15 protein-coding genes are annotated in these 15,594 nt (G+C 60.1%); 9 read left to right on the top strand and 6 right to left on the bottom strand.

What is annotated here, in order from left to right:
• Positions 1-417 precede the first annotated feature (417 nt).
• Entirely contained in the window at positions 418-630 is a 213-nt protein-coding gene (locus GA0061100_RS31565; protein WP_075856805.1) for a hypothetical protein, read from the bottom strand.
• A gap of 49 nt (positions 631-679) precedes the next feature.
• Between GA0061100_RS31565 and GA0061100_RS31560 the strand changes: the two genes are divergently transcribed.
• On the top strand, positions 680-886 hold the full coding sequence (locus tag GA0061100_RS31560; RefSeq protein ID WP_075856804.1) for a hypothetical protein: 207 nt from the start codon (positions 680-682) through the stop codon (positions 884-886).
• Between the two features lie 65 nt (positions 887-951).
• On the opposite strand, the gene GA0061100_RS31555 is transcribed toward GA0061100_RS31560, so the two are convergent.
• On the bottom strand, positions 952-2,304 hold the full coding sequence (locus GA0061100_RS31555) for an ATP-binding protein (protein ID WP_075856803.1): 1,353 nt from the start codon (positions 2,302-2,304) through the stop codon (positions 952-954).
• A gap of 3 nt (positions 2,305-2,307) precedes the next feature.
• Complete coding sequence (locus GA0061100_RS31550; protein ID WP_075856802.1) at positions 2,308-3,027, bottom strand: response regulator; 720 nt, start codon at positions 3,025-3,027, stop codon at positions 2,308-2,310.
• A 344-nt stretch (positions 3,028-3,371) separates the two neighbouring features.
• Between GA0061100_RS31550 and GA0061100_RS31545 the strand changes: the two genes are divergently transcribed.
• The 4 genes from GA0061100_RS31545 to GA0061100_RS31530 all read left to right on the top strand — a co-directional run bounded on the left by GA0061100_RS31545 (position 3,372) and on the right by GA0061100_RS31530 (position 7,756).
• A complete protein-coding gene (locus GA0061100_RS31545; RefSeq protein WP_075856801.1) occupies positions 3,372-4,172 on the top strand; it encodes a pseudouridine synthase in 801 nt (266 codons plus the stop codon).
• Positions 4,173-4,183: 11 nt separating this feature from the next.
• Positions 4,184-4,867, top strand: coding sequence for a phosphoribosyltransferase (locus tag GA0061100_RS31540; protein ID WP_075856800.1), 684 nt, complete (start codon positions 4,184-4,186; stop codon positions 4,865-4,867).
• Between the two features lie 134 nt (positions 4,868-5,001).
• Positions 5,002-5,946 (top strand): phosphoribosylaminoimidazolesuccinocarboxamide synthase, encoded by a 945-nt coding sequence (locus tag GA0061100_RS31535; protein ID WP_075856811.1) that lies wholly within the window; start codon positions 5,002-5,004, stop codon positions 5,944-5,946.
• Between the two features lie 352 nt (positions 5,947-6,298).
• Entirely contained in the window at positions 6,299-7,756 is a 1,458-nt protein-coding gene (locus GA0061100_RS31530; RefSeq protein ID WP_075856799.1) for an efflux transporter outer membrane subunit, read from the top strand.
• Here the strand turns inward: GA0061100_RS31530 and GA0061100_RS34545 are convergent.
• A complete protein-coding gene (locus GA0061100_RS34545) occupies positions 7,728-8,003 on the bottom strand; it encodes a hypothetical protein (protein WP_143525588.1) in 276 nt (91 codons plus the stop codon). The two genes, GA0061100_RS31530 and GA0061100_RS34545, sit on opposite strands and share 29 nt — an antisense overlap.
• 460 nt (positions 8,004-8,463) lie before the next feature.
• Here GA0061100_RS34545 and GA0061100_RS31525 point away from each other — a divergent pair, with 460 nt between their 5' ends.
• On the top strand, positions 8,464-9,294 hold the full coding sequence (locus tag GA0061100_RS31525) for an SH3 domain-containing protein (RefSeq protein WP_075856798.1): 831 nt from the start codon (positions 8,464-8,466) through the stop codon (positions 9,292-9,294).
• A 427-nt stretch (positions 9,295-9,721) separates the two neighbouring features.
• Here GA0061100_RS31525 and GA0061100_RS31520 read toward each other — a convergent pair whose 3' ends face one another.
• Positions 9,722-9,964, bottom strand: a complete 243-nt coding sequence (locus GA0061100_RS31520) for a DUF982 domain-containing protein (protein ID WP_075856797.1) — start codon at positions 9,962-9,964, stop codon at positions 9,722-9,724.
• 200 nt (positions 9,965-10,164) lie between these two features.
• Here GA0061100_RS31520 and GA0061100_RS34775 point away from each other — a divergent pair, with 200 nt between their 5' ends.
• Positions 10,165-10,302, top strand: coding sequence for a hypothetical protein (locus GA0061100_RS34775; RefSeq protein ID WP_159444824.1), 138 nt, complete (start codon positions 10,165-10,167; stop codon positions 10,300-10,302).
• A gap of 96 nt (positions 10,303-10,398) precedes the next feature.
• On the opposite strand, the gene GA0061100_RS31515 is transcribed toward GA0061100_RS34775, so the two are convergent.
• Entirely contained in the window at positions 10,399-10,587 is a 189-nt protein-coding gene (locus GA0061100_RS31515) for a hypothetical protein (protein WP_075856796.1), read from the bottom strand.
• A gap of 337 nt (positions 10,588-10,924) precedes the next feature.
• Between GA0061100_RS31515 and GA0061100_RS31510 the strand changes: the two genes are divergently transcribed.
• Together GA0061100_RS31510 and dnaK are read left to right on the top strand one after the other, a co-directional pair.
• Positions 10,925-13,339 (top strand): transglycosylase domain-containing protein, encoded by a 2,415-nt coding sequence (locus tag GA0061100_RS31510; RefSeq protein ID WP_075856795.1) that lies wholly within the window; start codon positions 10,925-10,927, stop codon positions 13,337-13,339.
• A 293-nt stretch (positions 13,340-13,632) separates the two neighbouring features.
• Positions 13,633-15,552 (top strand): molecular chaperone DnaK, encoded by a 1,920-nt coding sequence (gene dnaK, locus GA0061100_RS31505; RefSeq protein WP_075856794.1) that lies wholly within the window; start codon positions 13,633-13,635, stop codon positions 15,550-15,552.
• Positions 15,553-15,594 lie beyond the last annotated feature (42 nt).

The following is a 15,594-nucleotide window of genomic DNA, read 5'->3' as shown; positions in this document are numbered from 1 at the left end:
TTCTGAATCGACGAGAACTCACACCCATCATTCCGCGCATCACTGCGCTCATAATGAGGTGTATTCTCTTGTTCAAAACGTAACCGTCGAAGTCTATTCCAAGGACCCAAATCTCTTCAGGTCCCGCAAGCTTCGCCGCCCACGTTTCTCTTTCTTCTCATCTTCAATTGTCAAATAACCGACCAGAAAAACCAGTCAAAAACAGAACTTCCTTCAATCCCAGGTCTAACCCAGAACCACCAATCAGCATCGCAGCCAATCAAGGAAACACTAGAGCGAAGGTCTTCGTCGCCAGCAGCGCCGCCGCCCTCGTCAGTGATCGGGCTTATAGACCCCCCAACCCGACATAGTCAACACTCCAACTGTAAAAATTCTGACATTTTTCTAAGCGCCTCAAAAATAAAGGTAATTTGTGGATCAAACAAGAACCGAGGGAAGTTTTGCCTCAAAAGGCCGCAAAAATATTGTCCGGATGGTCAAATTTTGCTCGAGCAGCAGAATCCGACCGGCTTCCCCTTCATATGTGTCCTGCTCATCCATCTGAACATCCCTTCCAGGCTGCCGGGCGGCTTGTTGGGTTCGCGGCCAAACCCACTGGCCGCAAGCATCAGAAAAACCAAGATTTTCCATAAGGTTTCTGCTATGGTTTGAGGCAGATAAAAAGGGAAGGGAGGAAACAATGCATACAACAAGACCGGAAAGCATCATCGAAGTCAGCTTCGACAGCGCCAATGGCCGCCGCGCGCTCGGTATCATGAGCATGCGCCAGGCATTGGATCTGCCCGACCTGCCAAGTTTTACCTATACGCATCCTGATCCGCAGAAAGCAGCTGCTGGCATCGTATTGAGCCGGCAGGAGCTGCAAAGATTCCTGACCTGCCATTGAGCAGGCGGCCTTGCACAACGCGCCTATCGCGCCCGGGCGCGATAGGCGGTTAGCCATGTCTATTTTCAGGCCGCTCTTCTTTCCATTATCGCCAATGGCAGCAGGACAACGGCATTCAGGCCGCCGCCTTCACGGTCTTCCAGACAGAGTGCGCCACCATGCGCATCGAGAATCTGGCGGACGATCGCCAAGCCGAGGCCGCTGCCACCGAGATCGCGATTGCGCGATTCCTCCAGCCGCACGAAGGGTTCAAGAACCTCTTTGCGTCGCTCCGCGGGAATGCCCGGTCCGCGATCACCAACGACGATGGCACCATGATCACCGCGCCGCTCGACGACGATATCGGCCTGACCGCCGTAGCGCAGCGCGTTGTCCATAAGATTGTCGAGTATCCGCACCAGAGCGGTCTCGGTCATCGTCACGCCGATCGGCTGCCCGATCGGCGCGAAGGCGACGAGACCCTGCCCGTCCTGCCGCTCGGCGAGGTGACTTCGAACAGCTGCATCGAGATCGACAATGGTCTTGCCGTCCGAGACGACCGTGCTGCGGGCGAAGCCGAGCGCATCCTCCACCAGCCGCTGCATGGCCTCGACATCAGCGATCGCCCGCTCGCGATGCGGCGTTTCCGGCATCATTTCCATGCGCAGGCGGAAACGGGTGAGATAGGTTCTCAGATCGTGCGAAATCGCCCCGAGAATAAGGGTGCGGTTGCTGACGAGCGCAGCGATGCGCAATTGCATGGCGTTGATCGCCTTGATCAGCAGGCGCAGCTCGCAAGCGCCTCTTTCGGGAATACGAACCGGCTGCAAGCCATTGCCGATCGAGTTGACCGTTCGCGACAGGCGCGTCAGGGGCCGGGTTTCCCGCGCCACGGCGGCAATGGCGATGACGGCGACCAACATGCCGAGGATGCCGGCAATGAGGCCGACAGGAACGCCGTTCAATCGCACCGTCGGCGTGTCAGGCAGGTTGAAGACGGCGATCTTGCCGCCCGCAACGCCGATCGACACTTCCATGATCCTGTCCGGCGCACCAACGGAGAACCAGCCCTGTGGCTTTTCGGAGAGCGAGCGCATGTTGAAATAGCGATTGCCCAAGGCGATTGTCGCAAATTCGCGGGCCAGCTTGTCGGTTAGCGTCAGATTGGACGCCTCCTCTTTCCGGCCCGGAGCCGGCAGATCGGCCAGATGGATCGCCAGACCATTGGCATTCAGCGCCCGAACAGCGATCGGCTGTACTTCCGGGGGAACGGCATCGAGAAGACGGATCGCCGTCTTGACCTGCATGGCCGGTGATAACTCCGGATTGAAAGGGGTATTCGGCCTCAACTGTGCGGCGACGAAAGCCGCAAGCTGAATGATGAACAATGCCACGGCGACGATCATGATGATGCGGGCGACGAGACCGAGTTTCAGCATGGCTCAGACATCCTTCACGTCCATTGTGAGGAGATAGCCGGCATTGCGCACTGTGGTGATGATATGGGCGCCATCCGGCAGGCAGTGCCCGAGCTTGGTGCGCAGGCGGGAGACCGTGACATCGATGGTGCGATCGAAAGGATCGGCGCCACGGCCGCGCGTCCAGTCGAGCAATTGCTCACGCGAGAGCACGCGACGCGGCCTTTCGAGAAAGCAGACGAGCAGATCGAATTCGGCCGTTGTCAGGTGCACGACGCGCTCTCCGTCCATCTCAATCACCCGGCCGTCAAGATCGACCGTCAGCCCCGCGAAGCTCTTGCGCCTTGACGGGGGACTGACATCTTCCGACCGTTCCGGTCCGGAGCGGCGAAGGATGGCGCGGATGCGCGCCAGGAGTTCGCGTGGATTGAAAGGCTTGCCGAGATAATCATCGGCTCCCATTTCGAGGCCGAGGATGCGATCTATATCTTCCGTTTTCGCCGTCAGCATGAGGATCGGCACCTTGCTGCGGGCGCGGATGCGGCGGCATGCCGACAGGCCATCCTCGCCCGGCAACATCAGATCGAGAATGATCAGATCCGGAAAACCCTTGGAGAGAATGCGATCCATCGCAGCGGCGCTATCGGCCGCCTGCACGGAGAAACCCTCACGGTTCAGGAACTCCTCCAGGAGCGCCCTAATCTCGCGGTCGTCCTCGACCAGAAGCAGCGATGCGGAAACCATGGCTCTTCCATGCGGGGCGAGAGGCGGTTTTGGCAACAGGGAAACGGCCGGCGTTACAAACTGTAACAAATTTCCCCTCTTTTGAAAAATCCCAGCAAAAGAAGCAGTGCAGTTTCCCTGCAACCGCGATCCCTCCGGAGCGAATGGCGGCAACCTCGTTGCCGTCTACCCGACCCCATCGCCCGCTCCGGTCCGCGACAGGGCTCGCACCACGAATGCGAGCCCTGTTTGCCTCTCCTTCCCGTCGACAAAGCGATTTGCGTCCGGTTCGTCGCCGTGCGAAAGGATTGTGCTCCACCGGCTGCCATGCCGGGCCACGACAACAGGCACATGAGGCAAGACGGGTGAGCCAACGGCAATCACCGCAAAGATCCGGCAGGGCGGCGAAAGGCAGGCAGGAGCCCGAAGGCAAGCGCGTGACCTTGCCGCGCGCGCTTTCCAAGCTCGGCTATTGCTCCCGCACCCAGGCCGAGGCGCTGATTGCGGCCGGCCGCGTGAGCGTCGACGGCCGCAAAGTGTCCGATCCCGCCACCTGGGTCGATCTGGAGCATTCGAAATTCGCGGTCGACGGCACGGAGATCGCTGCCGAGAAGAAACTCTATTTCATGCTGAACAAGCCGCGCGGGCTGGTAACCACCCGCGACGACCCCGAGGGACGTCCGACGGTCTATGACTGCCTGAAGGAGATCGATGCCCGCCACCTTGCTCCCGTCGGGCGGCTGGACAAGGCGAGCGAGGGGTTGCTGCTCTTTACCAATGATACGGTGCTGGCGCAGGCCTTGCTCGATCCGGTCAGCCATGTCGGCAAGACCTATCATGTCCAGGTCGACCAGATCATGAATCACGAGCAGCTCGCGCGCATGGAGCGCGGCATCATCGACGACGGCGAACTGCTGACCGCCAGTTCCGCCCGCCTCCTGCGCAGCGGCGATCGCAACAGCTGGATCGAGGTAGAGCTCAAGGAGGGTCGCAACCGTCAGATCCGACGCATGCTGGAGGCGCTTGGTATCGAATGCCTGCGACTGGTGCGCGTCGCTTTCGGCGATATCGCGCTTGGAGATCTGCCCAAGGGGGCGGTTCGCGCCTTGAGCGAAGCCGAAATCCTTGAGCTGAACCGGCGCGCGGGAATGAAGATCAACAGATAGGGCAGACCGCCATGCAACCCCATGACTTCTGGCAGGAGCTGCATGCGCCTGACACTTTCGATCCTATAGAGGAACGCGCGGATTTCCATGTGGCCGAACTGCCGGATGGGCGCCAACTGCGCCTGCCGATCCGCGTGTTAACCGACGGCGACCATGCGCTGGCATCGCTGATCGTCAATCAGGCAAGCTTTGCCGTGCAGGACGCGCTGGCGGAGGCGCTGGCCACACAGATCGCAGCTTATGATATCGATGTCGTCGCCGGCTTGCCGACCCTCGGCCTGACGTTGGCGGCAGCGGTGGCCCGCGCGCACGGCCATGCGCGCTATGTGCCGCTCGGAACATCGCGCAAGTTCTGGTATCGCGACGAGCTGTCAGTCGCGCTTTCCTCCATCACGACGCCGAACCAGGAGAAGCGTCTTTATATAGACCCGCGCATGCTGCCCCTGCTGGAAGGAAAACGCGTGGCGCTCATCGATGACGTGATTTCCAGTGGCGCCTCGATCGTTGCCGGACTTTCGCTTTTGACGTCTTGCGATATCGAGCCTGTCGTGATCGGCGCGGCCATGCTGCAATCCGATCGCTGGCGGGATCGTGTCGATCAAAACGGCAAGCGATGGAGCGAGAGGATCGTCGGGGTGTTTTCGACACCGATCCTCGAACGGGGTGAAAACGGCTGCTGGCGCCGACCCGGATGACGCAGCCGAGGAACTGCGTAAACCGGAATACATATTATTGTATGTGAAAACCGTTCCGATTCCGGCTGCAATGCGTTAAGGGTCCGCTCAAGAAGCATCCGCCGGGCGGATGCACGAGCCTGTTGGTGGACGCGTTGCGAATTCTTTCCGAAGCCCATTTTCCGGAACTGCCCAATTACTATCGCGGCAAGGTGCGCGAGAACTACGACCTGCCCGATGGCAGCCGCATCATCATCAGTACCGACCGATTGAGCGCCTTCGACCGCATCCTCACCTGCATTCCTTATAAGGGCCAGGTGTTGACGCAGACGGCACGCTACTGGTTCGAACAGACGCGCGACATCTGCCCGAACCATGTCATCGACTATCCGGATCCGAACGTCGTCGTCGGCAAGCGGCTGGATATCCTGCCTGTCGAAGTCGTCGTCCGCGGCTATCTCGCCGGCACGACGGGCACCTCGATCCTGACTCTCTACAAGAAGGGTCAGCGGGAGATGTACGGAATTACCTTGCCGGACGGTATGCGCGATAACCAGATCCTGCCCGAGCCGATCATCACCCCGACGAGCAAGGAATTCGACGGCGGTCATGACGAACCGCTGACGCCGACGCAGATCGTCGAGGGCGGACTTCTGACGCAGGCGCAATGGCAGACGCTGTCGGGCTATGCTCTGGCGCTGTTCGCACGCGGGCAGGAGATCGCCCGCAAGCGTGGACTGATCCTCGTCGATACCAAATATGAATTCGGCACCGACGAAAACGGCACCATCATCCTTGCCGACGAGATCCATACGCCCGACAGCAGCCGCTACTGGCTGGCCGACAGCTATCAGGAGCGCTTCGAAAAGGGCGCGCGCCCGGAAAGCTTCGACAAGGATTTCGTCCGCGCCTGGGTCACCGAACGCTGCGACCCCTATAAGGATGAGATTCCAGAAATTCCGGGCGACCTCATCGAACAGACGTCCAAGGTCTATATCCGCGCCTATGAGGCAATCACCGGCGCCTCCTTCGTGCCTGATGATCGCGGCGCGACACCGCTCGACCGGGTTCGCGCAAGCCTGGCCCGCTATTTCCCGTAAGGACAGTCCGCACGGACTTTTAACTGGACCGATTCCTCGACGTAACTCGCTGTAGTTGCGGCGCACGCCATCTTTTTGGCCGCCCTACACCCTTGAGTGGTGCGCAAAAGGGTATGTTTTTTGCAACACTTTAGATTTTTTTTAACGGCGCACTGATATTTCGGCCGATCCCACATATGTTCGCAGCCGAGAATTCGTAAAAGCCACTGTGCTATTGCTAAACTCGTTGCTAGATTGACGCCGACCGCTTCGGGTCATTGTTTGTATCGTGTAAGACTGGAGCGCCGGCATATGGGGTCATTCTGATCCCGACAAAAACACTGATCAGTAAATTGAATTGTGGGACAATGTGATGGTTTCCATTCGTACTGCCGCCCCCGCCCTGCTGCTTGTTTTGGCAGGTTGCGTCAGCGGCCCAGACCATAAGCCACCGGAAATGCCTCTCCCGGCCAAATTCTCGGAGGGCGGTACGAAGGCAAACGGCGATGTCGCCGGCTCGCAATGGTGGACCGCTTTCGGCGACACCAAGCTGAACGCCTTCGCCGCACAGGGACTTGCCCAGAACCTTACCATCCAGCAGTCGCTGGAACGCATCAACCAGGCGGAAGCTGCTGTCGTCACGGCAGGTGCAGGCGGTCTCCCGAGCCTCACCGTCTCCGGCGATAACACGACGAGCGGCCAGAAGGGCGGCTCGACGGTTTCTTCTTCGGGTGGACGGCGCAATACCACGACAGGCACCGCTTCGGCTTCCTGGCTGCTCGACCTCTGGGGTCAGTATCGCCGCGCAACGGAAAGCGCCAACGCTTCGCTCGATGCCGCCTATTCCACCGTCGACGTCCAGCGTCTGGCCTTCCTGTCGGATCTCGCCAACAGCTATGTCAACGCCCGTTACTACCAGGCGCTCATTTCGATCGCTCAGGAAAACCTGAAATCCCGGCGCGACACGCTCTCGCTGACGAAGTTCCAGCTCGAAGCCGGTGCTGCATCGCGCCTCGACGTGGTTCAGGCCGAAGGCCTCGTCAACCAGACGCTGGCATTGGTACCTGGTTATGAAATCAGCTATCGCCAGCAGGTGCATCATATCGCGACGTTGCTCAACGTGCCTTCGTCGACGATTATCGCACAGATGCAGGGCGGCGGCAGGCAGCCGGTGTTCCGCGGCAGCGTTCGCACCGGTGTTCCCGCCGACCTCATCCGCAACCGTCCGGACGTTCGCGTTGCAGAACGGACCCTTGCAGCCTCGACGGCCCAGATCGGCGTGGCGGAAGCCAAGCTCTTCCCGTCGATCACGCTCAGCGGTTCGATTTCGCCGACCTATATCCATACCTCTGCGGCAAGTGGCGGCCTGACCACCTGGTCCTTCGGCCCGTCGCTGAACCTGCCGATCTTCGACGGCGGCGCCCTGCGCGCTGGTGTCAAGAGCGCGGAATCGACGAGCCGCGAGAACTATCTCGCCTGGCAGTCTACGGTACGTTCAGCTATCGAAGACGTCGAAAACTATCTGTCCGCCGTCGCCCGCGACGCACAGACGGTCGCCGCGCTGCAGGCTCAGGTCAAGTCCTATCAGGAAGCCCTGCAGCTCTCGACCGCGAGCTATAAGGATGGCGCATCCTCGCTGCTCGACGTTCTCGACGCACAACGCAACGTGACCGCTGCCCAGCAGAGCCTGGCGCAGGCCGTTCAGCAGAGCGCTCTCGACTATATCGGGCTGAACGTCAACATCGGCGCAGGTTATGTGCCGGCCGGCAAGGCAACCGTGGCGCAGGCTCCGGCCAAGGTCGTCAAGGTTTCGGCCAAGAAGGCGAACTAACGATATCGCTTGTTTGGCAGGCGCATCGCTTACATTGAAAAGCCGCCGCAGGCACCTGCGGCGGTTTTTCTTTTGCCACTTGAGCAATTGAGAAAATGAAAATGGCGCGCTCCGCTTTCGCCAAGAGCACGCCATCGCCAAAAAACAAAAAGGCCGGAATGATCCGGCCTTTCGCCATCCGCCTTCGCATCAGTGCCAGTACATCCGTGGTCAAAGGCAAGGGCGGAACTGCAGCTAGATTGATCATGAAAGGTCAACGAAGAGTTAACGCTTCTTCCATGATATCGACGGACCAAACGGCTCGCTTTCCAGCGCGCCAGCGCCCATCGGCTGCATGACTGGACCGTATATCGGCGTCCAAGGTGGCAATTTCAAGGCCGCTTTTTTAGTTTCTTCCAAAAAGCTTTTGAAACAGCCGGTAATGCCACATCGGTAACGTCGATGAAGGTAGGCAAGCCTTGTCAAAAGTCTCGCGGCCTTTCAGTTTCGAATTGAGGCCGTTCAAGCTGCATTCATGCAATTACGTCTACAACACATGCAAAGATTGAAGAGGCACCATGGAATCCTATCAGATTCCGTGCAGCGCCGGGCCTTTATCTTGCCGAAATTGGAACGTCTTACCGAAGAGCGCCGGGGTAGGCGCACGACAGCGGAACAGGCACCAGGCAGCGATTTCGCAGCGTGGGTGCGCAAAGGGAGAATAATCTATGAGGTTCAAGGTTCTTGCGGCGGGCATTCTGGCAGCGCTCGTGGCGCTGCCAGCCATCGCGGAAGCGGCAGAAGGCTTTGCCACTGCAAACGTCAACATGCGGTCCGGTCCGAGCACCGCCTATCCGGCCGTGACGATGATCCCCGTCGGCGTGCCGCTCCAGATTAACGGCTGCCTCAATGAGACGCCGTGGTGCGATGTCTCCTTCTATGGCGGCCGCGGCTGGGTAGCCGGCCGTTATATCCAGGCGACCTACCAGTCACGCCGCATCTATGTCGGCCCGCAATATTATCGTCCGCTCGGCATCCCCACCGTAGTCTTCAACTTCGACGACTACTGGGGTCGCTATTATCGTGGTCGCGACTTCTATCGTGACCGCGACCGCTGGCGTCGCGGCCCGGGCTGGGTCGACCGCCGCCCCGACAGCGGCTGGGACCGCAATCCTCCGGGTTGGGATAACGGGCCGGATCGCAATTGGGACCGTCGTCCCGATCGCAACCGCGATTGGGATCGGGGTTCGGACTGGAACAACAGACCGGACCGCAACTGGGACAGGCAGCGAGACGACAATCGCGACTGGGGCAGACAGCGCCCGGACAACAACCAGGACTGGGGTAACCGGCCAGACCGGCAGCGCGACAACAACCGCCCGGACAATAATCGTCCGGACAATCGCCCGCGCCCAGAACCACAGCAGGCTCAACCGCAGCCGCAGAACAATCCGCGGCCGAACGCCGGCCAACCGGGACCCTACAGCCCCGATCACCGCGATCCATGCCCAGCGTCGGAGCCGAATTGCCGGATGTCCGTGAGAGGCTCGAACCGCTGACGGCCGTGCAACACTCCTAGAGCGGTTCAGTTTTTCACGGAATCTCTGAACCGCTCTATCTCTTTGTTTTCACGCGATTCCGGACGGAAAGCCGCTGCGCAGTTTTCCTGGAATTGCTCTAAAGCGCGTCACGATCTTTCAGATTCGCTTTTCGCGCCTTAGGTCTCTGATGTTGTGCATGTCGTCGTCGCAAGAGCGACGCACAGTTCTGTGCGGAAAGCCAAAAAGGCCGGCGACTTTCGAAGTCGCCGGCCTTTCTATGAGATGCACCGCCTCCAAGAGGAATGCGCTCACCGCCTTGAGCGGGAGCTACATCACCGAGGCGCCTTCATGGCACTACGCACGTCCAAAACTCTCAATTCCACCCGCGCTTTCGCCGGTTCGCAAGACTTGGACGGTTAGTCGGCCCGAATGGTGCCGAGGCGCTTCAGTGCATCTTGAGATGCGCTTCCCGCGTCGCCGAGATGAACATTTCCCGTGCCTCTTCGGCGGACTTGCGGCCGTCAATGGCAGCCCGGCAAAGGCTTCTTGCCGCCACATAGAGCGGACCGCGCCGGTCGGGCCACAGATTGGCCATGCAATTGAGGGCCTCGGACGGGCCTGTGACAACCTGGAACGTATCCTGAGCAAAACCGATCTCGATTGGATTGCTCCATTTGATGTGTCGCATGAACACTCCTCCTCACGCGCTACCAATTGCTTGGAACCGCCCTACAAGACGGCCACATGACAGCACTATAACCTTGATCAGACCATTCGAAAATATGGAAGATTGCGTGCGCTGCGCGAAGTATCGACGCATCCGGCATCGCAGCCTCGCTACGCATGGGGGCGAGCGAGGCACTGTCTTGAGATTTTCGGAGGACGGACATGGCTGCGGATAGCCTAAGCCGCATGGGCAACCTACTTTTCACGGGCGATCCGCCTCGCCTCATCCGGGGAGAAACCGGCACGGCGCGCAAGCCGTTCGAGGTCGAACATCCGGTCAATCTGGTCGACCAGCCATAATTCGAAACGTTTCCACATCGGCGTAGCCTCCTCCGCTGTGAACCCTGAGGTCCCAGCAGCCCACGGTGAACGTCGCACCCGGCCCGCCAATTTCCTTCAACGAAACTGTGGCGGCCGCTGCGCGTTGGAGAGCAACTCCTGCTTGGTTGCGAAGTCGCCAAACAGCTTTTTCAGCCGGGCTTCCTCGTCCTTGCAAATCCGGTGGCGCCGGGCGAAATCCTCGACGCTCCAGACCTCGCGTAACTTGCTCTCGTCAACTTCCTCTATCTTCAGCAATGAACTCATGTGTTCGCCCTCTTCGTTTTTTATGAGGGGATAATGCTCAGAGTAGCGAAAAGTTCCCTATGCACGCCTGTCGCCGCAGGAACGAACTGACCGGCATACGGACCGAAATGTTCTTAATCCCTCCTTAAATCGCCGCATTTACAGTTCAGGCGGGACTTGATGTCTTCACGAGGGGTTCGTGGACGAATAGCGGGTTGCGCCACCTTGAAAGCCAATGGCGGTTTTCGGGCCATGCACCGCCCCGGCGACCGAGCAGGCTCAAAGATTTCTACCGCTCCCCTAAACAGCCTGATAGAAGACATGGAACACGAGGGCACCGAGGTACGACCGGCCGGCAATGGCAGATAAGAAGAAATCACGCCAGAGGATAGAACCATCCTTTTCCAGCGGCCGAGAACGCAGCGATGACGGATTCGATGCCGGCGAACGCATCGTCGGCAACAGGCGTTCGGCCAAGGCATATTCATCTTCTTCCAAGACATACTACGAGGAGCCGGAGCCCGACGAAGAAGAGGATGAAGACGACGAGGATGAACCCGTGGTCGCAAAGCCTCGTCGCACCCGTAGCCGCCGCAAGCCCGCACGACGTGCGCGTCCGCGGCGCGGTTTCTTCGGCTTCATCCGATCGACGATCTATTGGGGCCCGGTGCTTTGCCTCTGGGCCGGCATTGGCCTTGCGGGTCTCGTCGCCTATTACGGCTCGCGCATGCCGAGCGCCAGCACCTGGTCGATCCCAGAGCGGCCGCCGAACGTCAAGATCAACGATCTCGACGGCAGCCTGATCGCCAATCGCGGCACGACGGGCGGTGAGGCAGTGGCGCTCAGCGACATGTCGCCCTATATCCCGGAAGCCATCATCGCCATCGAGGATCGGCGCTTCTATTCGCATTTCGGCTTCGATCCGATCGGCCTTGCGCGCGCCATGGTGACAAACGTCGTGACGGGCCATGCCGTCCAGGGCGGCTCGACGTTGACGCAGCAGCTCGCCAAGAACCTCTTCCTGTCGCCGGACCGCACGCTGGAACGCAAGGTGCAGGAAGTGCTGCTGGCGCTGTGGCTCGAGCACAAGTACACCAAGGACCAGATCCTGACGATGTACCTGAACCGCGTCTATTTCGGCTCCAACGCCTATGGCGTCGAGGCCGCCTCGCGGCGCTACTTCAATAAATCCGCCAAGGACGTCAATCTCGGCGAGGCCGCCATGCTTGCCGGTCTCGTCAAGGCGCCATCGCGACTGTCGCCGGCCCGTGATCCCGCCGCCGCAGAGGCGCGCGCCCAGCTGGTGCTGCAGGCTATGCACGACCAGGGCTTCATCAGCGAATCCGACATCAAGACCGCGATGTCGCAACCGCCGACCCGATCGAAGAGCTATTGGAGCGGCGCGGAGAACTACGTTGCCGACATGGTCATGGACCAGCTGCCGAAGCTGATTGGCGGCGACGTCAAGGAAGACCTGATCGTCGATACTACGCTCGACATGTCCTTGGAGGAAAAGGCCGAGAAGGCGCTGAGCGACGTCCTAGAAAAGGACGGCAAGAAGCTGAATGCCTCGCAGGCCTCGCTCGTTTCCGTCGACGCGACGGGCGCCATCCGCGCGCTTGTCGGCGGCCGCGACTATGCGCAGAGCCAGTTCAATCGCGCCGTGACGGCCAAGCGTCAGCCGGGCTCCGCCTTCAAGCCCTTCGTCTATACCGCAGCGCTGGAAGCCGGCCTGACGCCCAACTCGATCCGCAACGACATGCCGGTCAAGATCGGCAACTGGGCGCCGGAAAATTACGAGCAGCGCTATAGCGGCCCCGTGACGCTCGCGACCGCGGTGGCGAAATCGCTGAACACGGTTGCCGCTCAACTCGTTGCGGAAGTTGGCCCGGATCAGGTCATCAAGGTGGCACACAGGCTCGGCATCGAATCGGACCTGCAGGCCAATGCCTCGATTGCGCTCGGCACCTCCGAAGTATCGCTGCTGGAGCTCACCTCCGCCTATGCCACCTTCATGAACGGCGGCTTCAAGGTGGCGCCGCATGTCATCACCAAGGTGACGACCGCTTCCGGCAAGGTGCTCTACCAGGCCAATACCGACAATCCCGAGCGCGTGCTGAACCCGGATATCGTCACCAACATGAACGCCATGATGGCCGGCGTCATCGCCAACGGCACCGGCAAGACGGCGCGCATTCCCGGCTGGCAGGCAGCCGGCAAGTCGGGCACGACGCAATCCTTCCGCGATGCGTTGTTCGTCGGCTTCACCAGCCATCTGACGACGGGCGTCTGGTTCGGCAATGACGACGGCAAGTCGATGCGCAAGGTGACCGGCGGCGGGCTGCCGGCGAAAGCCTGGAAGGAATTCATGGTCGCCGCCCACAAGGGCATCACGCCAACGCCGATCTTCGGCGGCGGTCAGATCATCGACAACGGCCTGCCGATGGCACAGACGGCGCCGAACGGCGACCAGCCGACGACGATCGGCAACATCATCTCAGGTGTCGCCGATGGCGGACAACCGGTGCAGCAGCCGACCTTGCAGCAGCGGCCGTCGCAGCAGCCGATCCAACCGCAGATCGTCAATCAGGCCTCCGTCAACGAAGATCCACAGGATCTGCCGCCGGCAAACCTTGCCGATGACACCAATCCCTACAGCTCCAACCCCTATGACAGCGATATACCGCCTGCCGATGTCGGCGATAGCGGCGCTCCGGTCGCCACCGCACGGCCGCACCGTTCCTCGCTGCTCGACGTAATCCTTGGCCGATAAAATCGCAATTTTTCACCTTGCCGCTTGCATGGCCGCGGCAAGGCTGCTCTGATACGCGGTCGCGTCAAATCCGCTGGTCCCCGGCGCATATGGGACCATGTGGAATTTGGGCGACAAACCATTTGTTTTGCTGGATTTCAGGCCATTTCCTGCCTTGCAGTCAGTAAAACCGCTACTTATATACGCGGCATCACCGCAGTCATGGCTGCGCAATCCTCAAGACCATCCCGTAAGGGGCTGTCAATGGAATGCCTGACAGGGGTTCCGACAGCTTGCTTCAAGGAGAGAATGACATGGCAAAAGTAATTGGTATCGACCTTGGAACGACAAATTCCTGCGTCGCCGTCATGGACGGCAAGGACGCGAAAGTGATCGAGAATGCCGAAGGCGCCCGGACCACCCCCTCCATGGTAGCCTTCACCGACGATGGTGAACGTCTCGTCGGCCAGCCGGCCAAGCGTCAGGCAGTCACCAACCCCACCAATACCCTCTTCGCTGTCAAGCGCCTGATCGGCCGCCGCTACGAAGATCCGACCGTCGAGAAGGACAAGCACCTTGTTCCTTTCACGATCGTCAAGGGCGATAATGGCGATGCCTGGGTCGAGGCGCAGGGCAAGGGCTATTCGCCCGCACAAGTTTCCGCAATGATCCTTCAGAAGATGAAGGAAACCGCCGAATCCTATCTCGGCGAAAAGGTCGAAAAGGCCGTCATCACCGTTCCCGCCTACTTCAACGACGCGCAGCGCCAGGCAACCAAGGATGCCGGCAAGATCGCCGGCCTTGAAGTTCTGCGCATCATCAACGAGCCGACGGCAGCAGCCCTTGCTTACGGCCTCGACAAGAAGGACGGCAAGACCATCGCCGTTTACGACCTTGGTGGCGGCACCTTCGATATCTCCATCCTGGAAATCGGCGACGGCGTCTTCGAAGTGAAGTCGACCAACGGCGACACCTTCCTTGGCGGTGAAGACTTCGACATGCGCCTCGTCGAATATCTCGTTGCCGAGTTCAAGAAGGACAACGGCATCGACCTCAAGGGCGACAAGCTTGCCCTGCAGCGCCTGAAGGAAGCTGCCGAAAAGGCCAAGATCGAACTTTCGTCCGCACAGCAGACCGAAATCAACCTGCCCTTCATCACGGCAGACGCCACCGGCCCGAAGCACCTGACGCTGAAGCTGACCCGCGCCAAGCTGGAAAGCCTGGTCGACGATCTCGTGCAGCGCACCATCGCTCCGTGCAAGGCAGCGCTCAAGGATGCCGGTGTCACCGCCGCTGAAATCGACGAAGTCGTTCTCGTCGGCGGCATGAGCCGCATGCCGAAGGTGCAGGAAGTCGTCAAGCAGCTGTTCGGCAAGGAGCCGCACAAGGGCGTCAACCCGGATGAAGTCGTCGCTCTCGGCGCCGCCATCCAGGCCGGTGTCCTGCAGGGCGACGTCAAGGACGTTCTGCTCCTCGACGTAACGCCGCTGTCTCTCGGCATCGAAACGCTGGGCGGCGTCTTCACCCGCCTGATCGAACGCAACACGACGATCCCGACGAAGAAGTCGCAGACCTTCTCGACCGCCGACGACAACCAGTCGGCCGTGACCATCCGCGTTTCGCAAGGCGAGCGCGAAATGGCTGCAGACAACAAGCTGCTCGGCCAGTTCGACCTCGTCGGCCTGCCGCCGGCACCGCGCGGCGTTCCGCAGATCGAAGTCACCTTCGATATCGACGCCAACGGCATCGTCCAGGTTTCGGCCAAGGACAAGGGTACCGGCAAGGAGCAGCAGATCCGCATCCAGGCTTCCGGCGGTCTTTCCGACGCCGACATCGAAAAGATGGTCAAGGATGCAGAAGCGCACGCAGCCGAAGACAAAAAGCGTCGCGAAGGCGTTGAAGCCAAGAACCAGGCTGAAAGCCTGATCCACTCCAGCGAGAAGTCGCTGAAGGATTATGGTGACAAGGTCACGGAAGCCGATCGCACCGCGATTTCCGACGCGATCGCAGCCTTGAAGACGGCAACCGAAGCTTCCGAGCCGGATGCAGAAGACATCAAGGCCAAGACCCAGACACTCATGGAAGTTTCCATGAAGCTCGGCCAGGCGATCTATGAATCGCAGCAGGCGGAAGCTGGTTCGGGTGATGCCTCGGCAGCAGCTGGCAAGGACGATGTTGTCGATGCCGACTACGAGGAAATCAAGGACGAAGACGACCGCAAGCGGTCTGCATAAGCGCGAACCGAAAGGTTCTCGCGGAAACTTAGATCCGGCTGC

Source organism: Martinezella hainanensis (assembly GCF_900094555.1).
Classification (GTDB): domain Bacteria; phylum Pseudomonadota; class Alphaproteobacteria; order Rhizobiales; family Rhizobiaceae; genus Rhizobium; species Rhizobium hainanense.
Note: the sequence above shows the minus strand (reverse complement) of the source record. Positions and strands in the feature narration are given on the sequence as shown.